Annotated in this window: 19 protein-coding genes and 1 riboswitch; of the genes, 13 read left to right on the plus strand and 6 right to left on the minus strand. The window is 40.9% G+C overall.

The features are described 5' to 3' along the window. The 3 genes from MHB58_RS01865 to MHB58_RS01875 form a co-directional block, all read right to left on the minus strand. Entirely contained in the window at positions 1-966 is a 966-nt protein-coding gene (locus MHB58_RS01865; RefSeq protein WP_014824884.1) for a DMT family transporter, read from the minus strand. 219 nt (positions 967-1,185) lie between these two features. Then, a complete protein-coding gene (pepT, locus tag MHB58_RS01870) occupies positions 1,186-2,409 on the minus strand; it encodes a peptidase T (protein ID WP_014824883.1) in 1,224 nt (407 codons plus the stop codon). A 237-nt stretch (positions 2,410-2,646) separates the two neighbouring features. After that, positions 2,647-3,282, minus strand: coding sequence for a lysoplasmalogenase (locus tag MHB58_RS01875; RefSeq protein ID WP_014824882.1), 636 nt, complete (start codon positions 3,280-3,282; stop codon positions 2,647-2,649). A gap of 169 nt (positions 3,283-3,451) precedes the next feature. On the opposite strand from MHB58_RS01875, the gene MHB58_RS01880 reads away from it, so the two are divergent. Next, positions 3,452-5,131: a hypothetical protein gene (locus MHB58_RS01880; RefSeq protein WP_014824881.1), complete on the plus strand. Its 1,680-nt coding sequence runs from the start codon at positions 3,452-3,454 to the stop codon at positions 5,129-5,131. Between the two features lie 243 nt (positions 5,132-5,374). Here the strand turns inward: MHB58_RS01880 and nfsA are convergent, their stop codons facing one another. Further along, positions 5,375-6,109, minus strand: coding sequence for an oxygen-insensitive NADPH nitroreductase (gene nfsA, locus MHB58_RS01885; RefSeq protein WP_014824880.1), 735 nt, complete (start codon positions 6,107-6,109; stop codon positions 5,375-5,377). Between the two features lie 246 nt (positions 6,110-6,355). Next, a riboswitch (SAM riboswitch) is annotated at positions 6,356-6,470 on the plus strand. 116 nt (positions 6,471-6,586) lie between these two features. Between nfsA and MHB58_RS01890 the strand changes: the two genes are divergently transcribed. From MHB58_RS01890 to MHB58_RS01900, 3 genes are all read left to right on the plus strand, one after another. Beyond that, on the plus strand, positions 6,587-7,891 hold the full coding sequence (locus tag MHB58_RS01890; RefSeq protein ID WP_008406255.1) for an O-acetylhomoserine aminocarboxypropyltransferase/cysteine synthase family protein: 1,305 nt from the start codon (positions 6,587-6,589) through the stop codon (positions 7,889-7,891). A 190-nt stretch (positions 7,892-8,081) separates the two neighbouring features. Continuing rightward, the gene (locus MHB58_RS01895) at positions 8,082-8,480 is read left to right on the plus strand and encodes a hypothetical protein (RefSeq protein ID WP_014824879.1); all 399 of its coding nucleotides are present in this window, start codon (positions 8,082-8,084) and stop codon (positions 8,478-8,480) included. A gap of 644 nt (positions 8,481-9,124) precedes the next feature. Then, positions 9,125-10,111: a homoserine dehydrogenase gene (locus tag MHB58_RS01900; RefSeq protein ID WP_008406257.1), complete on the plus strand. Its 987-nt coding sequence runs from the start codon at positions 9,125-9,127 to the stop codon at positions 10,109-10,111. 53 nt (positions 10,112-10,164) lie between these two features. On the opposite strand, the gene MHB58_RS01905 is transcribed toward MHB58_RS01900, so the two are convergent. Then, positions 10,165-10,395 (minus strand): hypothetical protein, encoded by a 231-nt coding sequence (locus MHB58_RS01905; protein WP_008406258.1) that lies wholly within the window; start codon positions 10,393-10,395, stop codon positions 10,165-10,167. A 117-nt stretch (positions 10,396-10,512) separates the two neighbouring features. On the opposite strand from MHB58_RS01905, the gene MHB58_RS01910 reads away from it, so the two are divergent. From MHB58_RS01910 to MHB58_RS01935, 6 genes are all read left to right on the plus strand, one after another. Continuing rightward, on the plus strand, positions 10,513-11,379 hold the full coding sequence (locus MHB58_RS01910) for an EamA family transporter (protein WP_340734567.1): 867 nt from the start codon (positions 10,513-10,515) through the stop codon (positions 11,377-11,379). 12 nt (positions 11,380-11,391) lie between these two features. Beyond that, positions 11,392-11,604: a hypothetical protein gene (locus tag MHB58_RS01915; protein ID WP_014824876.1), complete on the plus strand. Its 213-nt coding sequence runs from the start codon at positions 11,392-11,394 to the stop codon at positions 11,602-11,604. Positions 11,605-11,704: 100 nt separating this feature from the next. Beyond that, complete coding sequence (locus MHB58_RS01920) at positions 11,705-12,391, plus strand: response regulator transcription factor (protein WP_014824875.1); 687 nt, start codon at positions 11,705-11,707, stop codon at positions 12,389-12,391. Positions 12,392-12,536: 145 nt separating this feature from the next. After that, positions 12,537-14,732: a histidine kinase dimerization/phospho-acceptor domain-containing protein gene (locus MHB58_RS01925; RefSeq protein WP_340734568.1), complete on the plus strand. Its 2,196-nt coding sequence runs from the start codon at positions 12,537-12,539 to the stop codon at positions 14,730-14,732. A 363-nt stretch (positions 14,733-15,095) separates the two neighbouring features. Beyond that, complete coding sequence (locus MHB58_RS01930; protein WP_340734569.1) at positions 15,096-16,166, plus strand: metallophosphoesterase; 1,071 nt, start codon at positions 15,096-15,098, stop codon at positions 16,164-16,166. Positions 16,167-16,189: 23 nt separating this feature from the next. Further along, positions 16,190-17,014 carry an undecaprenyl-diphosphate phosphatase gene (locus tag MHB58_RS01935; RefSeq protein ID WP_008406263.1) on the plus strand — a complete coding sequence of 275 codons (825 nt, stop codon included), beginning with the start codon at positions 16,190-16,192 and terminating at the stop codon, positions 17,012-17,014. A 53-nt stretch (positions 17,015-17,067) separates the two neighbouring features. On the opposite strand, the gene MHB58_RS01940 is transcribed toward MHB58_RS01935, so the two are convergent. Beyond that, entirely contained in the window at positions 17,068-17,865 is a 798-nt protein-coding gene (locus MHB58_RS01940) for a TIGR00266 family protein (protein ID WP_008406265.1), read from the minus strand. 194 nt (positions 17,866-18,059) lie between these two features. On the opposite strand from MHB58_RS01940, the gene MHB58_RS01945 reads away from it, so the two are divergent. The 3 genes from MHB58_RS01945 (at position 18,060) to MHB58_RS01955 (ending at position 22,007) form a co-directional block, all read left to right on the plus strand. Beyond that, complete coding sequence (locus MHB58_RS01945) at positions 18,060-19,541, plus strand: aldehyde dehydrogenase family protein (protein WP_340734570.1); 1,482 nt, start codon at positions 18,060-18,062, stop codon at positions 19,539-19,541. A gap of 92 nt (positions 19,542-19,633) precedes the next feature. Beyond that, entirely contained in the window at positions 19,634-20,806 is a 1,173-nt protein-coding gene (locus MHB58_RS01950) for a saccharopine dehydrogenase family protein (protein ID WP_008406267.1), read from the plus strand. Between the two features lie 10 nt (positions 20,807-20,816). Beyond that, on the plus strand, positions 20,817-22,007 hold the full coding sequence (locus MHB58_RS01955; RefSeq protein ID WP_340734571.1) for an acyl-CoA dehydrogenase family protein: 1,191 nt from the start codon (positions 20,817-20,819) through the stop codon (positions 22,005-22,007). Positions 22,008-22,347: the final 340 nt, after the last annotated feature.

Below are 22,347 nucleotides of genomic sequence, written 5' to 3' on the forward strand. Positions count from 1 at the left end.
CTACCCTTTTTCATTTGCTGTTTGTAATCGTTTATTCATAAGTACTGTGTGATAGCTATGTAGCAGCATGCCGATAATGATGACCGCCAGTCCGATTAAAGCAATCGGCTGCGGGAGTGGTACACTTAGTAAAATCATTTCACCGACCATCGCAAAAAGAACTTCTGTCGATTGTGTTGCTTCAACTGCTGCCAGTTTTCCTTGGTCATGGCGTACACGGTCTGTAGCGATAAAGAATAGTATCGTGGCAATGACGCCCGAAGAAACAGCAACGAGCAGTGATTGATACACTTGGCTCGCGGATGGAAGGCCAACAGTAAACAATGCATAGATTGCAAGCAAGATCCATGCAGGCAAGGAAGCGATTGTCATCCCTAGAACCCGTTGAAACGGATCCACTCTACCGCCGCAAAGTTCCATCATTTTCCGGTTGCCGAGAGGGTAGGCAAATGCCGCAACGACAACGGGCAGTATACCGAGGAGCAGGCTATCTATTGAAACCGATTGTGCTTGCGGAATTTGGATAAGCAAAATCCCGAATAGAATAATGCCTGAGATGCCGAGTGAAATAAGCGGGATTTTTGCCCTGATGTTTTTTCCAGCAATGGTCGTTATGAAAAGAGGGGCAAGCAATACACCTGCTACAATCGTAAATTGCCATGTACCTGATACGAGCCAGCCTGGACCGAATGCCGCGGCAAATGTAAGCGGCGCATAAAATAATACAAACCCGACAAAGCTCCAAATGAGCCACGCACCTGGATGTTCTTTCATTTCACTCGATAAAATACGAAATCCGACTTTTCCCCGAATCGCGACAATGGCAATAAGAAAAGGAAGCATGAAGAAATAGCGGAGCGAAGAACTCCATAGCCAGCTGCCGCCTTCCAATTCCATTGAATGATTCAATACAAATGTAACCGCAAAAAATAAAGCCGCTAAAATGCCAATCAGTATTTCCTTCATAACACACCTCACTTATCTGTATTGAATTTTCTGTCTATTAAGTATACAAAAAAATGAAGCGAAAGTAATCGCTCCATTCAATTTCATTCATTATATTTTTGCCGTTGTATCGGGCCCTCCAATGTCTGAGGCTCACACGATGTGAGTCGTTGGGGGCATGCCACATGGACGTGGCGTTTTGCCCACTCGGAGTTGGACGGGCGCTTTAGCACTTTTGTTCTAACGTTGTTCAAATAACTGAACGATTTCAATAATGACTTCCGTCGCTTTTTCCATTGTTTCAGCTGATACAAATTCATATTTGCCGTGCATATTTTCGCCGCCTGCAAATATATTCGGTGTTGGCAAGCCCATGTATGAAAGCTGGGAACCATCAGTACCGCCGCGAATTGGCTCAACAATCGGTGTGATATTAAACTTAGAAAACGCTTCTTTTACAATATCGACGATTTCCATAACAGGCTCGATTTTTTCGCCCATATTATAGTATTGATCCTCAATCGCTACTGTAATTGCTTCCTCACCGTATTTCTCCTGTAACTCTTTGCCGACCTTTGCCATATACGCTTTTTTCTCTTCGAATTTAGCGCGGTCATGGTCACGGATAATGTAAGACATTGTTGTTTCTTCAATGCCGCCGTTGAAATGCATTAAGTGGATAAAGCCTTCATAGCCGTCCGTTTTTTCAGGAACTGCATCTTTAGGCATTTCGTTTTGGAATTCAATCGCCATTGTAATCGAGTTCACCATTTTATTTTTCGCCGAACCCGGGTGGATATTCGTACCGCGTGTCGTTACTTTTACGCCAGCTGCATTAAAGCTTTCAAATTGTAATTCACCAAGCGGACCTCCATCCATCGTATATGCATAATCCGCACCGAATTTTTCGACGTCAAATTTGTGTGGACCGCGCCCAATCTCTTCGTCCGGTGTAAATGCTACACGGATTTTCCCGTGCTTGATTTCCGGATTTTTCACTAAGTATTCCATCGCAGTCATAATTTCAGCGATGCCGGCTTTGTCATCCGCACCAAGCAATGTATTGCCATCTGTTGTGATTAACGTTTGGCCAACATAGTTCTTTAAGTTCGGGAAGTAGTCCGGTGCCATTACTAACCCATTATTTAATGTAATCGCTTCACCGTCATAGTTATCGATGCGCTGAGGCTGTACATTTGTTCCTGTGTAATCCGATGTTGTATCAACATGCGCTAAAAAGCCGAGTGTCGGTACGTCTTTGTCTGTATTCGATTCAAGTGTTGCAAAAAGGTAGCCGTTTTCGTCAAGTGTAATGTCTGTTAAACCGATTGCTGCCAATTCATCTTTTAATACATGTAATAAATCGAATTGCTTCATTGTAGAAGGGGTTGTGTCAGAGTTGAAATCTGATTGTGTATCAATTTTTGCATAGCGTACTAAACGTTCAATTACTTTCTCTTTCATCCGAAAAAGACCTCCTAAATACTTATTGCTTTCATTCTACACTTTTTATTTCGGAATTTGAACTAATTATCTTCATTCAGCGGCTACTTAAGTACCCGCTGAATGAAGATAAGCCTCTGGCAGATGTCACAGATTTTTTAAATGAATAATGAAGTCAGCCTAAATACGTCACATTGTGTGACAACGGCTGACTGACCCACATCCTGTGGGTCTAAAAAATCTGGATACGATTACGCTTTAGCGTAATCGATCATAATCAATTATGCTGAGCATGAGGAAAAACTGTGCGCCGTAATACGTAAACATAATCAAGATATGGGAATAGGCAACATCAAACATAAAACGGTTAATAGCCAAAACCGAATCCGACATGATAAAGAGGGTGGCGCCGATGACAGCAAACTTACTGCCTGTTCGGAACGATGTCCATCCCATCGTTAAAATTACTAAAATATAAGCAGTCACTGCAATAGCAAGTACAGTGTCTCCTTTTTGTAGCAGGCTTCCCGCAATCCAGAACATCATAACCGCACCGTATAAAGCTAAAGTAATTTTTACATACAGTGGTGTGTTCTGCTGATTTGTTGAACGGAATGCAAAAATATAGAAAATATGACCGATCAGGAAAAAGCTCAGTCCAACGATGAACCATTGCAATGTATAATCGCCAACCGCACAGAAAATTAAACCGATGGAGATCAGCCAATAATATGGTGATTTCACATGTACTTTTGTTAAAAGTGCAAGCGCTATAAGCAAAATCATTGGCAAAAGTTTAAAGACCATTTTTAGTGAACTATCAATCGTTTCAAAAAAGAATACATAGTACAAGCCAAGCCCGAAGAACAGTAAAATCAAAACTTTCCGTGCCATCCATTAACCCCCTGAGTAAAATATTTATATATAATTACTAAACAACCAAACTATGATTTCATAAAAATACAATATATGCTCTATTATGCCAGAAATTATGCAGTTTTACTTGTTTATGAATCTTTTTGGGAGGTTATTCGTACATAGTAAGTAAGAGAGGGTGATTGTTATGGGACAATTATTGCTAATAACGGCAATTGGATCACTTTTGATCACATTATTATTAATGCCGTTATCAAAAAAAGTTCGCAATAAGGAGCTTTCATCAAAAACATTTACGAGCTTATTCATTACGACATTTTTTGTAAGCTTTATATCAGTATTCTTAACAGTATATATTTCGAAAATCGATCTAAGCTGGACGATTTTCTTATACGTAATACCTGTTGTAGCCATTATTGGGGCAATATTTGCTGTTGGGAAGGAGCAAAAAATTAAATCAGCCATCGTGCTTGTTGGCATTATTGGGATCGGCTATTTAGTAAGTGCACCATTTTTAAATGCAAATGAAAAATTCAAATCTTCAGAGATGAAAGAAAAAACGGAAATTTCGTCGTTTGATGAGACGAAAACACCGGCAAGTGTACCGCCAAAATTTGTTAAAAACAAAATGAAGAAAGCGTTTGGACAGGTTCCAAACACGAGCTATTATGAATTAGGAAACCTGCAAATTCAAAAAGTAAATGATCAGTATGTTTACATTGCACCTGTAGAATTTTCAGGATTCTTTAAATGGTTCAACGGAAAAACAACACCTGGTTATTTCACGATGAGTGCTACAGACTCAAGCGATAATCCAAAGTTTGTGAAGGCTGAAATGAACTATGTTCCATCTGCTTATTTAAATAAAAACCTGGAGCGTCATATTCGTCTTCAAAATCCATCATTAATTTTCTACGGAGATCCGCAGCTTGAAATTGATGAGGATGGTAAACCGTATTACATCCGTTCTTACGGGGAATTTATTTCAGCACGTAACGGCTTTGATGTAAAAGGGGTTGTACTTGTTGATGCGGAGACAGGTGCAACAGAGAAAATCGCGATTGCAGATGTACCGGCATTTATTGATGGTGCGGTATCACCGGAAGCGGTAAGTTTGCAAAATAGTTATTACGGTAATTATGTGCACGGATTCTGGAACAGTCTAGTCGGTAAAAAGGATGTTAAGTTGCCGAGCGATGAAGGTACGGAAGCAAATGTAAGCCCGATCTTTATGGAAGATGGGGAAATGTATTATTTCACTGATTTTACAAGTCCGAAAGAGGGCGTTGACTCGATGCTTGGTTATGCATTAACACATGCACGTACCGGTGAAGCGACGTACTATACCGGAAATCTGGAAGAGTCTTATATGGATTCCCAAGGGGCTCTTGAAATTATCGAGAAAAAGTTCATCGAAAAAGAATGGGAAGGTGAAATGCCGATCCTTTACAACTTCTACGGTGAAGCGAGCTGGCTGTCAGCTGTACTCGATGCGAACGGATTCCTGCAAAATTACTTTATCGTGTCAGCAGCAAATCCTGAAATTTCGGCGTATGGTACAACACCAAATGAAGCGTTAAGACTTTATAAAACAGCGCTAAGTCGTGGCGGAAGTACGGTAGACGGTACTTCAAATGCTGAAGAAGCAAAGGCGACGGTAAAAGTCGTGCGTGTTTATAAAGAGCGTGTAGGTGATTTCACGATCGTATCATTCCTGGCAAATACAGGTGAAAACTTCATTGTTTCTACAGAAGTTGCACCGTTTGCAATTTACTTGCAAGAAGGCGATCAGGCGACCATTACGTATGCGAAAACAGGGGAAGATTTCCAGCCTGTGAAAGCATTGCAAATTGAAGGATTGAAATAAACAAAGAAATTTGGGCAGAAGTAGAAGTACCGCTGAATAAGAAGAAAACCCTTATTAAGAAACGGATACTTTGTAAAATTGATTGGAATGTAGGGCGACTCCAGCGGGAACAGCACGACGCCTGAGACTACAGGCTCAGGCCGTGCCCGCGGAAAGCGTCCCGGAATGGAAATCAATTTTTAACGCTCAGCAAAAAAATGCTATTTTTCTCACAGAGAAAAATAGCATTTTTGGTTTATTAGCCTACTTCCAAGTGAAACCTTGTGAAGCGAGAAACTCTTTCATATGTGGACGATTTTGTTCTACTAAGTAATCAGCCATTTGCTTCGTCCATGTTGCCGTCTTTTGATTTGAAGATCGGCTGCTGTAATAGTCTTCCATAATCCCATCATACTCATCTAGAAGCGTATCGTATTGATCAACGTCATAGCCATTTTCATGCAATACCGCAGCTACTGGTAAGCGCGGTTTTGTTTCATTGCGTTTTGTCGGTGTACCAATCGTCATCGCAAATAGCGGGAAAACATATTCCGGTAAATTGAACAGCTCGCTAATTTCCTTAGGATTTGTACGGGCACCGCCAATATAGCAAATGCCATAACCCATTGATTCTGCTGCAATAACAAAGTTTTGCGCAAATAATGCAACATCTGCTACACCTACAAGCACGTTTTCAGCCGTGTCAGCAGAAATATCGACTCCGTGCTTTTGACCAGCTACCTGCAAACGTTTGAAATCTACGCAAAACAAGAAAGAGGCACCAGCTGTTTTGAATTGGAATTCGTTTTTAGACAGTTCACCCAGCTTAGTTTTCTTTTCTTCATCCGTTACCCAGATAACACTGTATGCCTGCACAAAATGCGAGCTTGCCGCCATTTGTGCTGTTTCGATTAAATCGATGACAGTTTCTTTTGAAATTTCCTCACCTGTATATTTGCGAACAGATGTGTGACTGCGTAATAATTCTTTTGTATTCACGTGAACATCTCCCTTTTATGTAATAAAAATCTTAATGGTATATCCTTCAAGCTTATTTTAGTCAATATTTTAGTTGAAGTCGATTATAAGCGTCTATTCAATTCATAGGGAGGAAATTTTTGCATATCGTTAAATACAGATAAGAGTAATCAGAATAGAAATCTGAAAATTTTAATTTTTTTGTGTTGACATATCGGATTAGTATGTTTTATACTGAGACTCAACGATGGAACACAAATCACATAACTCTTATCAAGAGCGGCGGAGGGAATAGGCCCTGAGATGCCCGGCAACCAGTAAGTGATGAACTGACTAAGGTGCTAAATCCTACAAAATGGACAATCATTTTGAAAGATAAGAGGAGGCAAACTTGCTCATGCGCAACCCTCTTCTTAACTGAAGAGGGTTTTTTTCATTTAAAAAATCCTCCTCAAAAACACCGATTTCACCATCGATTAAATTTTTGGGGGTATTAAAATGACAAATTTAAGACCAGAAACATTATTATTACACGGGGGTCAAAAGCCAGACCCGGAAACAGGAGCAATTGCAGTTCCGGTTTACCGTACAACGGCCTATGCATTTAATGACACAGCTCATGCGCAACGTCTATTTGCATTACAGGAAACAGGCAATATTTATTCAAGAATTATGAACCCGACAGTCGGGGCATTTGAGGAACGGGTTGCTTTATTAGAAGGGGGCACAGCTGCAGTAGGGCTTTCATCTGGCGCAGCAGCAGTAGCATTTTCTATTTTAAACGTAGCCGGTGCAGGGGATGAAATTGTAGCGGCAGGTTCACTTTACGGTGGGACATATAATTTATTCGCGACAACATTGCCTCGCTACGGCATTACAGTAAAATTCGTAGATGAATCAAATCCTGAGAATTTCCAAGCGGCAATCACTGATAAAACGAAGGCAATCTTCGCAGAAATTATCGGAAATCCAAGCTTGAAAGTACTGGATATTGAAGCGGTAGCAAACATCGCTCATGACAATGGTCTTCCTTTATTAATCGACAGCACATTTGCTTCCCCATATGGAAGTAATCCGATTGAATTCGGCGCGGATGTTGTCATTCATTCTGCAACAAAATGGATTGGCGGTCATGGAACGACGATCGGCGGGATTGTCGTTGATGCCGGTAAATTCGACTGGACACAAGGAAGACATCCAGGGTTTACAGAACCCGATACTTCATACCACGGTCTAAGATACGGAATTGACACAGCAGGCGCTGCATTTGCGACAAAGCTTCGTGTTCAACTATTGCGTGATTTTGGTCCAACATTATCTGCTGACGCGGCATTTAATTTCCTGCAAGGACTTGAAACGCTTCATTTGCGTATTGTCCGACACAATGAAAATACACAGAAAGTTGCCGAGTATTTAAGAAACCACCCATTTGTGGAGTACGTGAATTACAACGGCTTTGAAGATTTTGCGACACATGATTTAGCGAAAAAGTATTTGAAAAACGGCTTCGGATCAATCATTACGTTCGGAATTAAAGGCGGACGTGAAGCTGGCCGCCAAGTAATCGATAACGTGGAATTGTTCTCACATGTAGCGAACGTTGGCGATGCCCGTTCATTAATTATTCATCCTGCGAGCACAACACACCAACAGTTATCTGCGGAAGAATTAAAAACTGCCGGCGTATCGGAAGAGCTCATTCGCTTATCGATCGGGTTAGAAGCAGCGGAAGATATTATCGCGGATTTAGAGCAGGCATTAGCGAAAGTTGCAGCGGAAGTTGGAGTAGAAACAAACGCATAATGCTTTAAAAAAAGGCTTAGCTTTTCCCATTCGAAAAGCTAAGCAATTTTTAGAAAATTAATCCCTACTATTTTTATAAGTTTTATTGACAAATTAAATACCTAGTAATACAATTGGGATAATTATATTATCAACCGAAAAAATTTAAAGTGATGTTGCAGCATCATTGGAAGAAAAGGAGTTGTTCAACATGGGGAAAGTATACAGTGCACAAAACGTTGCAGCCTATATTATTTATGAACTAAATGACGTAAAGGAATTTGTGAACGCTTGTGCGATCCAGCAAATTTTGGCGGATGTGAATACGATGTGGCAGCATGTTTTCGGACACAGTGCTTTCTCAGAACAATCTCACGATCTTGCCACAGCGGGTTATGTTATAAAAGAAGTTGCCGAGGAATACAGAATTCATGGTACAGCCCATATTTTGTCGCCAGCTAGAGAGTGGTTCTTAAAATATGGGGAATTTCAGTTAGTAGAGCGCCCATACGCGGTCCCTGACTTCTCGGCAAAAGAGGAAATCGTCATGACCAAGATTTTAACTGCCTATCGTTTACGGGCATATAATGATATAAACGTGGCAGTATAAAATAATTCCGGAACACTAGCGAGCCCCCTTGCTAGTGTTTTTTTATTTGGTGATTTTTTTACACGGTGTATATGGTTTATTAGAAGTATGAAAACGATTATTAGAAGAAATTTTGGGGATATTAGAAGAAATGTCGATGTTATTAGAATTTGGGTGAATTTGATGGTTGGGTACGCTTATTTTCCGGGCAGGAAATGGTTGTTGAAACCGGTGTTTGCGATTTATTAGAACAATGATGAGCGATATTAGAAGAAGTGTGAGCGATATTCGCAAATTGAGTGAGGATATTAGCAGATTGCGACCCCATTTTAGAACATTAACCGGTTATATTAGAAGATCGCAATTTTATTAGAACATTTCAAAATATATTAGACGATTTCCGAATATATTAGAACATAACAAAACTCTCTCAACTGCTTAGCCCCAAACACAAGTAGTGACTGGAAATATTAACATCGTAGTCTCCAAATTAGCTCTTAAAAAATAAAATTTGAATGAATATTGACCGTTTACAGTAAACAAATGTCCTTCTAGGCGAGATTATCCTTGTTTTCATGTATTATATAGGATAGAATTTTCTTTAAGATAAATTTTTTGAATTATTCGTTAATATATGCGTGTTAAGAATTTGGAGGAGAAAGGCAATGGCAACAATCAAGGCAGCGATCTTAGGATTTGGCACAGTAGGTCAGGGAATTTACCATATTTTAAATGAAAAGAGGCAGGAACTTCGCGAAAAGCTGGGTGTTGAACTGGAGGTCGCGAAGATTTTAGTAACCGATGCAAGCCGTGAGCGTGTACCGGGCACAAAACATTTAATGACGGAATCAATGGATGACGTACTGGCGGAAAATAATCTGCAAGTTGTATTTGAAGCGATTGTAAATGAAGAGCCTGCATTCACTTACTTAAAACGTGCTGTTGAGGCAAAATGCCATGTCATTACAGCGAATAAAGTAATGCTTGCAAAACGGGGCGAGGAGCTCGAAGCATTGGCGAAAGTAAATGGTGTATTCGTCGGCTTTGAGGCAACGGTAGCAGGTGGTGTACCTATTATTAAAACAATGAAAAATATTCTTCTGGTCAACGAAGTAAGCTGCGTTCAAGGAATTTTAAATGGAACAACAAACTATATTTTAACAAAGATGCGTGCAGAGGGCTGGAGCTTTGAACAAGCATTGAGAGAAGCACAGCAATTAGGTTATGCAGAAGCGGATCCATTTAACGATGTATCGGGTCAGGATGCATTTAAAAAGCTGATGATTTTATCGAGCCTTGCATTTGGGGAACAGCCAAATTGGGCAGAGGTAGAAGTGATCGGAATCGATACAATTTCATCAGAACAAGTAGCGGAAGCAACAGCGCAAGGTCTTCGCTATCGTCATGTGGCAGAAGTGGAAAAACTCGAAGACGGTACAATTCATGCAAAAGTGGCACCACTACTCGTGAACAATGAACATCCGCTTTATCCTGTAGATGATGTGTTCAATGCGGTGACGATGGAGACAAACTATATCGGAACATTATCCGTAATTGGGCCTGGAGCAGGGATGTATCCGACAGCAAGTGTAATGGTAGAGGATTATGCTGAAATTATCGGGAAACGTGCAGGGTTTACAGTCACTATTTAATAAGAAGAGATTAAAAAGAAGCGAACTCGATGAACGAATTCGCTTCTTTTCTATTAGTCCTCATCTTTTATATCGACATCTTCGGGAATCGGAGTGTTTTTCCAAATTTCAATTTCTTCTTTAATTCGTTCGAGTTGCTGATGGTACGTATCAAATTGCGCACTATTAATTAAAAAGTGTTCACCATCATGTACTGCTTTTATGCGACCAGCATAAATGTACTGTAAAACCTGATGTTCAGGCATGCCTATATCTGCTGCAGTTTGTTCTACTGTTTTAAACATCATGATGCCTCCTTTTTAGTTTAAGTTAATCTTATTATAAATCGATTTTAACAAAACTTCATCTCGTATGGACTTCTAACGTATGATAGCATAATTAATAAAAATGGGGTGTAGGATGTGAATATTTTACCGTATTTGTTTGTGCTTATGGCCGCCATGCTCTGGGGGACGGTAGGAACAACACAAACCTTTTTAACGGAAGGGATTTCTTCGTTTGCGGTAGCATGTGTAAGGTCGGGTATTGGCGGAGGCGTTTTACTGCTTGCGGTTTTGGCAATGCGGAAAATTTCATTTCGTAACTGGTCATGGAAGTGGACCATTTTAGCGGCGATCGCGATTGCTCTATTCCAAAGTCTGTTTTTCACATCTGTCCGCTTTACTGGAGTTGCAGTAGGAACGGTTGTAACAATCGGCAGCGCGCCTGTATTTGCGGGATTCATCGAGTGGATCTTTTGGAAAGTACGGCCAACTCTCGTATGGGCAATTGCAACAGTGCTCGCTATCGTCGGCTGCCTGCTGTTATTTATGAATCAAGGTGAGACGGCGATCAACCCGCTTGGCATAGGGTTAGCATTGGCTGCAGGTTCCATGTTTGCCCTTTATACGAATGTGAGTAAGCAGTTGATGAAACGGGAAGAAACATTGCCTGCTGTTGCAATGACTTTTTCCATTTGCGCCTTATTTTTATTGCCGCTTGCAGCAAAAGACGGTTTTGGCTGGCTGACAGAAGGCGTGAATATATGGCCGATTCTTTTTATGGCACTTGCTGCTACAAGTTTGGCATACATATTATTTTTAGGCGGCTTGAAGAAAATCAGTTCGTCGGCCGCGGTAACATTGAGCTTAGCCGAACCTTTAACAGCCGCATTACTCGGTGTGTTTTTAGTAGGGGAACATTTAACATTTGTTGCATGGATTGGTGTTAGTCTATTATTAGGTGGAATAATTGTGTTAACATTCGGCACAAAGAAAGCTGCTTCATAGGAGGCAGTTTTTTTGCTTTGTTATGAAAAAATCACTGATGTGGCACTGTGGCTGCGTTTATTAGCCGATACTGTGTTGAAAGTAGAAAGTTCTGGCCCGAAAGTGGATCCATTTAAAAGAAAAGTAGAATTTTTGGCCGTGAAAGTAGAACAAATCCCGTATAAAGTAGAACCGGCTATTTTTATAGACAATACTTCCTCGAAAGCAAAATCTCATTTAATGTAAAATAAGAAATCTTAAGAATTTCTTCAGATTTTCAGTAGTTAGATGTTAAGAAATGGGCTTTATTATAAACTTATAAGAAAAAGTTGTGAGGTGAGCAAAGATGAATCAGCTGACGGTGCTCGTAACAGATGACGATCAGGACATCCGGGACGGCATAGAAATTTATTTGAAAAATGAAGGTTACCGGGTGTTAAAAGCGGCAGACGGGCTTGAGGCAATCGAACTGCTTGAACAAAATGAAGTACACTGTATGATTTTAGACATCATGATGCCGAAGATGGATGGGATTACCGCCACATTCAAAATTCGTGCAGAACGCAATATCCCGATTATTATGCTCAGTGCAAAGGCGGAACAAAGCGATAAAATTCATGGGCTTTCAGTAGGTGCGGACGATTATATTACAAAGCCGTTCCACCCGCTTGAATTGATGGCACGCGTCAAGTCCCAGCTAAGACGCTATGTCAACTTCGGCACGGCAGGAGAAGCCGCTCCGCTTGTTGAAGGACTGGAGCTGGACGCTGCAGCGCGGGAAATCCGTGTGGACGGAGAACCTGTCAAACTGACACCGACTGAGTATAAAATAACTGAGCTTCTACTAAAAAATGCGGGGCGCGTCTATTCAATCAGCGATATTTACGAACTCGTATGGAATGAACCCGCGTATAACGCAGAAAATATTGTTGCCGTGCATATCCGGAAAATCCGTGAAAAAATCGAAGCCGATCCAAAAAATCCCCGTTATTTAAAAGTGGTGTGGGGATTGGGTTATAAAATTGAAAAGTAAAATTTTCTCTTGGGTTGGAGCTCTCGGCGCGGTGATCGGTTTTTATTTTATCGGGACTTATTTTATCGACTATTTGACAGGGCGATTCGTGCCCTTAGTAAAGCAATTCCTATATTTTCTATAATTAAGTGAGGAGGAAGGAAAAATGAAAAACAATAAATTATACCTCCAGCTTTTTCTTATGTTTGTGGTGGCAACTGCACTCAGTTTAATTTTTACTAATGGCGGTCGTTATTTAGGAAAAACTTTTTATGAATCGCAAAACTATAACAACGAGGCAGAGAACTTAGTATACGAGTTCTCGCAATATGTGTTTAACACGCCGACGGAAGAGGAATTTAAAGGGGCTTTAACAGTATCGGATGAGGAAATGTACGATTACCGTACATATTACGGCTCCCTTGCTGAGCAAATTCAAAATATTAAAGAGCAGTATTCAAGCGAAATAAACGCAACACAAGATCAGGAAGTTATTGAGGCAATCGAACAAGAACGTGATGCCAAAATTGCTGACATTAAGAAAAACTTTGAAGATGATGAGTATGTAAAAGAAAAAATACTAGTAATTAAGGAAAAAGCAATTCAGCAGAAGCTAAAAGAAATTGAAAGAGAAAAGAAAGAAGTTTTGAGCAAATACAATCACTTTGCTTATGAATTTAAAGATGAAAAAACCGGAGAAGTTTACCGTAATGGCGATATTAGTGAAAAGAGTGTCTTTAAAAAACAAGTAAATAATGTAGGGAAAAACCTCTCAGGTCTCTATCCGCTTAATTATTATGAGTATGATAGCATGGGGATTCTGCAAGATAGCTATACACTTGAGCAGGATTTATCGGATATTTCGGGTGTTGTAACTGTGCCGGCTAGTTGGATCGCAAACACTCATATAAGCAATGAAAAAAGTGCGTTTATCATTACGAAATATGTGTATTACGGCATTATTCTTGGGGGAATTATCAGTTTTGTTTTATTGATGACTTCTTTAAAACCGATGCTTGAACAGTTCAATCGTCAGTTCCAGCTACGTGAACTATTTGAACGTTTCCCTATTGATATTCGAATCGTAGCAACTCTTATTGCAACATACTTTGCATTTTTATTTAATGGATCTTTTACAAGATCCATACAGACGCTAATTTATCACTATACGGATAATCGTTCAGGTTTTCTTACGGATTTTATCGTGACAGGCGTTATCAGTTTTGCGCTTATCGTTGCAATCGTCTTTATGGTTGTTTCAATATGGGTAAGTTTAAAAGGGCAACGTGATGTGGAGAAAATCTGGCCGGAGACATTTACGGCGAAGTTTGTAGATGGTGCCATCTCAATGTTTGAAAATCGTTCAATCGGGATGCAGTCACTAATATTGCTTCTTGTTGTTTTCCTTGGAGGCTTTGGATTTGCCGTTGTTATGACAGCAGGCAGTTTCGGTGTTTTCCTGTTCTATATGTTTTTATTTGTAGTGTTCTTTATTCCGGCACTCTATATGTTCATGCGTCGTATGGGCTACCTGAACCGTATTATGCAGCATACTGAAAACATGGCACATGGCCGTCTCACAAAAGATTTAAAGGTGAAAGGGAAATCTCCTTTAGCAAGACACGCCGAAAATTTAAATGGGCTTCGTGAAGGTGTCCGTAACAGTATGAATGAACAGGCAAAAAGTGAGCAGATGAAAACAGAGCTCATTACGAATGTCAGCCATGATTTGCGTACACCGCTCACATCAATTATTACGTATACGGATTTACTGAAAAATCCAGCAATCACAGAGGAAGAGCGAAAAAAATATATCGACATTTTAGATGCGAAATCGAATCGTTTAAAAACATTAATTGAAGATTTATTTGAAGTATCGAAAATGGCAAGCGGCAATGTAGAAATTACGAAACAGCGCATCGACTTAGCACAACTGTTGCAGCAGGCGGTCGGTGAGCATGGAGAAGACTTTGCAGCAGCCAATTTGGATTTACGTATCAATATCGCAGAACAGCCGATTTATGCTCGTGTGGACGGGCAAAAATGGTGGCGTGTCATTGATAACTTAATTATTAACGCACGTAAATATTCGTTGGAAGGCACACGTGTTTACGTCAACTTGAAGTCGTATGAGGGGAATGCCGAATTGACTGTGAAAAATGTTGCGAAATACGAGCTGAACGAGGAAGCGTCCCAATTAATCGAGCGTTTCAAACGTGCCGATACATCACGTCATACAGAAGGTTCAGGGCTGGGGCTAGCCATTGCACAGTCAATTGTTGATTTGCATGACGGGCAATTGGACATCGCAGTTGATGGGGACCTGTTTAAAGTGACGGTTAGTATTCCAACAGATAAATAAGGAATGAAAACTGCAGCGAGGGGTGTGTGCCTTGCTGTAGTTTTTTATTTTGGTGGTGCGCGTGGGGATATATTGGAAGAAAAAAGTTTTTATTAGAAAAAGTGCATCGGATATTTGAAAGTTCGGATCTGTTATTTGAAAAGTTCATGCACATTTTAGAAAATCCGGCGATGATATTAGAAGACCCCGGTTTTATTAGAACAAGCGAATGCCATATTAGAAAAAAGCCGAATTTATTAGAAAACCGCAACTGATCGTCTTTGACATTTTAAAAGATGATAATATGATTGACTAACGCCATAAGTCCAAAATATAGTAAAATAGCACATTGTAGATAAAAAATAAGTTAGGAGCAACATTCCGATGCGTATACTTTTAGGCATAGTAGCATTAGCGATATACAGTGGTCTCACTTTTTATCTTGGCTGGAATTTTAGGGCATGGCTGTTGTCGATTCAGCAATTTCGCTGGCCGATTATTTATTGGACAGTGCTATTTTTCGTATCATACGGTTATTTTATAGGAAAGCTCCATCCACTGTTCACGCCCTTTTCGGTGCTCGGCAGCTATTGGATGTTCTTTTTGCAGTACGGGCTCTTCCTTTGTATCATCGCCAACTTAATCATCAAGTTTACACCGCTTACAACGAAAATGGTCGGTACAGGGGTTGTTGGTTTACTCGTTGTTTTATTGATTGTAGGTACATATTTTGCTTATTCACCGGTAGTTCGAAATGCGACAATCAACATCGATAAACCTGGAGATGATATGCGTATCGTGATGGCATCGGATTTCCACCTCGGTTTGTTGTCAGGGAAAGGACATTTGGAGAAATTTGTTGCGCTTTCAAATGAACGAAATCCTGATTTAGTGCTTCTTCCGGGTGATATTGTCGATGATAGTCCAAAGCGCTTTGTCGAAAAAGACATGGGCGAAGTGATGAAAAATTTAAAGGCGACATATGGTGTATACGGAGTACTGGGTAACCATGAATATTACGGTAATGAAATACCGGAATTTAAAAAGGAAATGGCAGAAGCAAACGTTAAAATTTTAATGGATGAAACAATTTTAGTGGCGAATCGTTTTTATTTAACAGGGCGGGAAGATGTGACGAACAAAAACCGTTTAGCCTTAAAAGAGATGCAGCCCGAAAAGGCAAACTTGCCTTGGTTTGTTATGAACCATACGCCGCTGGATTTGGATGAGCCGGCTCGTTTAGGAGTGGATCTCCATGTTTCGGGACATACGCACCGCGGTCAAATGTGGCCAAACCACCTCATAACAGAAAGAACTTTTGAGTTGGATTATGGACTTCTCAAAAAAGAGCAGTTACATGCGCTTGTTTCGAGCGGCTTTGGTTTTTGGGGGCCTCCGACACGTATTGGCAGTCGCTCTGAATTATGGGTAATAGATGTAAAATTTAGCGAATAAGAAAGCAAAAAGGGGAACAGAAAATGGAATGGATTGAGCTATTAAAAGCTTTAATTTTAGGGTTTGTCGAAGGGATGACCGAATTTGCGCCAGTTTCCTCAACAGGACATATGATTATTGTTGATGATATGTGGTTGCAGACGAAGGAATTTTTAGGATCAGGTTCGGCAAATACATTTAAAATTGTTATTCAGCTAGGATCGATATTGGCAGTCGTTTTCGTTATGTGGAAACGATTACTAAGTTTAGTTGGATTATATAAAATAGAAGGACAGAAGAAGACTCGTTTTAATCTGGGACATGTGATTATCGGTATTATTCCAGCAGGTATTTTTGGAGTACTGTTTGAAGATTTTATCGATGAAAATCTATTCAGCATCAAAACCGTAATTGTAGGATTAATTATCGGAGCGATCTTTATGATTATTGCTGATAAATTTGGACCTAAAAAGCCGGCCATTACGACACTGGATGATATTTCGTACAGTAAAGCACTGAAAATTGGATTTATCCAATGTTTATCGCTTTGGCCAGGGTTTTCACGCTCGGGTTCAACGATTTCAGGCGGGGTATTGCTTGGATTGGACCATAAAACAGCAGCGGACTTTACGTTTATTATGGCCGTGCCGATTATGGCTGGGGCAAGCGGTTTGTCGCTTGTTAAGAACTGGGATCAAATTAACGCCGATCACTTTTGGTTTTATGTAGTAGGTTTTGTAAGCGCATTTGTATTTGCACTTATTTCGATTAAATTCTTCCTGAAGCTGATTTCAAAAGTGAAATTAACGCCATTCGCGATTTACCGAATTGTGCTGGCACTTATATTAATCATCGTTTTAGCTGTATAACAAGTAAAGGAGCTGTCTCGCAATAATATGCGCTGGACAGCTCCTTTTTGCCTTTATTTATTGAACAGATCAAATAATCCGCCGATGCCGCCTTCACCTGCGTCTTTACCGCCACCGCCTTGAGAAATCGGTGCTGCAGCAAACACACGGCTTGCCAGACGGCTGAATGGCAATGATTGTACCCAAACTGTACCAGGACCGGAAAGCGTTGCAAAGAATAAACCTTCTCCACCGAATAAAGCCGTTTTAATGCCGCTTACCATTTCGATATTGTAGTTTACATCTTGTGTCATCGCAACTAGACAGCCTGTATCAATGCGCAATGTTTCTCCTGGCTGAAGTTTACGTTCATAAATTGTACCGCCTGCATGCACAAAAGCCATACCGTCTCCTTCAAGCTTTTGCATAATAAACCCTTCACCACCGAAGAATCCTGTACCTAATTTTTTCTGGAATTCTACGCCAACAGATACACCTTTTGCCGCAGCTAAAAATGCGTCTTTTTGACAGATGATTTTGCCGTCCAATTCACTTAAATTCATAGGAATGATTTTACCTGGATACGGAGAAGCAAAATACACTTTACGCTTGCCCATGCCGTTGTTAGTGAACGTTGTCATGAATAAGCTTTCACCTGTAATTAAACGTTTTCCTGCGCCAAGTAATTTCCCCATTAATCCGGAGCCCTGATTTGCAGAGCCATCACCAAATACTGTTTCCATCTGGATTTGATCTTCCATCATCATTAAACTTCCGGCTTCTGCTACAACCGTCTCCTGCGGGTCAAGCTCCACTTCTACAAACTGCATATCATCGCCGTGTAAAACGTAGTCGATTTCATGATTTTTCATTTTTATGTCCCCTTACAATTCAATTTAATATTTACAATAATAGATACGCTTGAAGATTCCAAAAGTTTCAAAACGGAGAAAATAATATTTGGCAATGAATAATATTCGTTCGTTATTCTTTTTGAGAGAAAAAGGGAATAAAGTAGAGAATGTCGAATAATAAAAAGGTAAATGAGAATTTGTGAGGTGGAGAAATGAAGCTGTTAAATTTTATTGGTGGAGAATGGATAGAAGACAATTCATTGCAAACGATGCCTGTGATCAATCCTGCAAATGGTGAACAGTTAGGAACGATACCACTTTCGACAAAATTCCAAGTCGAACTTGCTGCACAAAAGGCGAAGGAGGCCCAAAAACAATGGGCACTTGTCCCTGCGCCAAAGCGTGCGGATTATTTATATGAAATTGCATTTAAACTGAAAGAAAAGAAAGAACATCTTGCGCAAATATTAACGAAGGAAATGGGCAAGGTCATTGAAGAAGCACGCGGGGAAGTGCAAGAAGGAATCGACATGGCACTTTATATGGCAGCGGAGGGAAGACGTTTATTTGGAGAAACGGTCCCGTCGGAATTGCCGAATAAGTTTGCGATGAGTGTACGCGCACCGATTGGAGTGGCTGGACTCATTACGCCGTGGAATTTTCCGATTGCAATTGCAACATGGAAGTCTTTCCCTGCACTCGTTGCCGGTAATACGGTTATATGGAAGCCTTCTAACGAAACACCTTTTATGGCTTACGAGCTTGCCAAAATATTTGAAGAGGTCGGCTTACCGCCTGGTGTCGTCAACGTTGTATTCGGTTCCGGTCCTACGGTGGGAACAGCGATCGTCGAGCATCCGGACATCCGTGTGATTTCCTTTACAGGGTCAACAACGACAGGAAGCAAAGTAGCCGAGCTTGGCGGAAAACATCTGAAGAAAATTTCGCTTGAAATGGGCGGGAAAAATGCGGTCATTGTAATGGATGATGCTAATTTGGATTTAGCGCTTGAAGGTATTTTATGGAGTGCTTTTGGTACGGCTGGGCAGCGCTGTACAGCATGCAGCCGTGTAATCGTGCATAAAAATGTAAAACAGGAGTTGGAAAATCGTCTTGTGGAAGCAACGAAGCAGCTGACAATCGGAGATGGATTGGATCCTTCAGTTAAAGTGGGGCCTGTCATTAATAAGGCCGCACTGGAAAAAATTAATCATTATGTACAGATCGGTAAGCAGCAAGGCGCAAACTTGCTGATTGGCGGAGAAATTTTATCAGAAGGCGAATTGTCAAAAGGCTATTACTATGCCCCGACAATTTTTACCGATGTGGAGGCAACTAGTATTCTTGCGCAGGAGGAAATTTTCGGTCCTGTTATTAGTATTATTGAAGTTAGCAGTTTGGAAGAGGCAATTGAAGTAAATAACGGTGTGAAGTTTGGCTTATCAAGCTCAATTTTCTCACAAGATATTAACAAAATCTTCAAAGCACAGCAGTTGCTTGATACAGGAATTGTTTATGTAAATGCCGGTACAACAGGTGCGGAAATTCACTTGCCGTTTGGCGGTACAAAGGGTACAGGAAATGGCCACCGCGATTCAGGGCAGGCAGCGCTTGATGTGTATACGGAATGGAAGAGTATTTATGTAGACTACAGCGGCAAGTTGCAACGTGCCCAAATCGATAATAACGCTTGATGATTCATCTACTCGAATCATCGCATCTCAAAAAATATGTGGACGCAATCACGCTGATGCGTAATTGACTTAATAAAAAAGGGGATGTTTACATGAAAGTAGTAGTGTTAGGTGCAGGATTGATGGGGAAAGAAGTAGCACGCGATTTAGTCCGTAGTGAAGATGTGAAGAAGATCTTTTTAGCCGATGTTTCAACAGCTCCTGCAAAGGAATTCGTTAATTCATTAAATACAGATAAGGTGGAAGTTGTACAGCTTGATGCAGAAGATGACAAAGCATTGCGTGATGTCATCAGCCACGGCGATGTAGTAGTGAATGCGCTGTTCTATAAGTTTAATGAACGTGTGGCAAAAGCGGCAATTGATGCAGGGGTACATTCAGTAGACTTAGGAGGCCACATTGGCGGGATTACAGAATCTATTTTCGAACTGCACGGTCAGGCAGTCGATAAAGGTGTCACGATTATTCCGGATCTAGGTGTAGCACCGGGAATGATTAATATTTTGACAGGTTATGGGGCGACAAAGATTGATTCGGTAGAGTCGATCAAACTTTATGTAGGTGGAATTCCAACAACACCACAGCCTCCATTACATTATATTCGTGTGTTCTCGCTGGATGGAGTATTCGATCACTATACAGAGCCTTCGAAAATGATTCAAAAGGGTATGCTTGCTGAGGTTGAATCTTTAACTGGACTGGAGCCGATCTACTTTGACGAGTTTGGAGTATTGGAGGCATTTTACACATCAGGCGGAATTTCAACGTTATATAAAACATTCCCTCATGTGAAGACACTCGAATACAAGACAATCCGCTATAAAGGGCATGCCGAGCAGTTCAAACTGCTTGCTGACTTAGGCTTCCTTGATAAAAACAATACCGTTGAAGCTGGCGGTCGTGAAGTAAATGTCCGAGAAGTAACAAGAGAAGTTTTGGAGAAAAAACTGGATATCGGAAATAATGTCGATGCCGTACTATTACGTGCAATTATTTCAGGTGAAAAGTCAGAAGAGCAAATTACGTATGAATATGAAATGGTCGTACGAAAAGATACAGAGCAAAACGTGACAGCGATGGCCCGTGCGACAGCAAATACGATTTCAATCGTGGCCCAAATGATCGGCAAAGGACTGATTGGAGAGCGCGGTGTATTTGCACCGGAAACTGTTGTACCAGGTCGTGAGTTTATTCAGGAAATGGCAAGCCGTGGTGTTGACATTAAAGAAACATCACACCGTTCATCGATGATTGTAAAGTGGTAGGAGTGAAGCGATGAATTTCGAGTTCACAGAAGAACAGACGCTTTTACGAAAAACTGTGAGGCAATTCGTTGATGCAGAGATTATCCCTTATATTGCGGAATGGGATGCGGGCGGTGGTTTTGACCCGAAAATATGGAAGCATCTCGCCGAACTGGGCTTAATGGGAGTTTGTGTACCGGAGAAGTACGGCGGAGCAGGAATGGACTATAATTCGCTTGCAATTGTCTGTGAGGAGCTGGAGCGCGGAGATACGGCATTTCGTACAGCCGTTTCCGTGCATACTGGCTTAAATAGTATGACGCTCATGCAATGGGGAACAGAAGAACAGAAGGAAAAATATTTGGTGCCCCAGGCAAAGGGAGAGAAAATCGGCGCATTCGGTCTGACAGAACCCGGAGCAGGCTCGGATGTTGCGGCGATGAGTTCATTTGCGAAGCACAATGGGGAACATTATATTTTAAACGGTCAAAAGACATGGATTTCCTTATGTGATATTGCGGATCATTTCCTTGTTTTTGCGTATACAGATAAGGAAAAAGCGCATCACGGAATTTCCGCATTTATCGTTGAACGTGAATGGGCAGGGTTTAGCTCAAAGGCGATCAAGGGCAAATACGGTATTCGTGCAGGCAATACAGGTGAACTGTTCTTTGAGGACGTCAAAGTACCGGCAGAAAATTTGCTCGGTGAAGAAGGCGAAGGGTTTAAAATTGCGATGTCCGCATTGGATAATGGCCGTTTTACTGTTGCTGCAGGCGCGGTTGGCTTAATACAAGCGTGTATCGAAGCGAGCGTCAAGTACTGCAAAGAACGAGAAACTTTCGGTAAGCCGATTGGTGAGCATCAGCTAGTCGGTCAAATGCTCGCAAAAATGGAAGCTGGCTATGAAATGAGTCGCCTGCTCGTGTATCGTGCAGGTGAGCTGAAAAATAAAGGCGTCCGCAACACTAGGGAAACATCTCTCGCCAAATGGCAAGCGTGCGACTTTGCGAATAAAGCTGCGGATGATGCAGTTCAAATTCACGGGGCATACGGCTATTCCGATGAGTACCCAGTAGCCCGTTATTTACGCAATTCCAAAGCACCGGTCATTTATGAAGGGACACGTGAAATCCATACAATGATGCAGGCAGATTATGTGCTTGGCAAACGCGCGGATAAGAAATTACGCCGGATGCTGCCAAGCTGGCCGTTTGAATAACTTCATGAAGCGGAAGGGTTATGCAGACCTTTCGCTTTTTTATATTGTAAGCAGCAGACAGGTGATTCGGCCGGATTGACGAATATAAAGGTAATAGTGGCTAATAAAAAATAAATACGGCTAATATATTTCAAAATGGCGAATACCTTGCTGAATTTGACGATTATGTTAAGTGAAATGACGAATATGAAAAGGAAAGTGACGAGTAAGTCAGTCCAAGTGGCGATTACTGCTTAGAAATGGGCCAATAAATTTAAACTGTCGAGTAAATTAGACGTCTTAGCATTTGGAAATTCATGTTAGTATAAAATTGAAATAATGAATCAGTATTAAGGGGGAG

The sequence above is a fragment of the Solibacillus sp. FSL K6-1554 genome (assembly GCF_038005185.1).
GTDB classification, from domain to species: domain Bacteria; phylum Bacillota; class Bacilli; order Bacillales_A; family Planococcaceae; genus Solibacillus; species Solibacillus silvestris.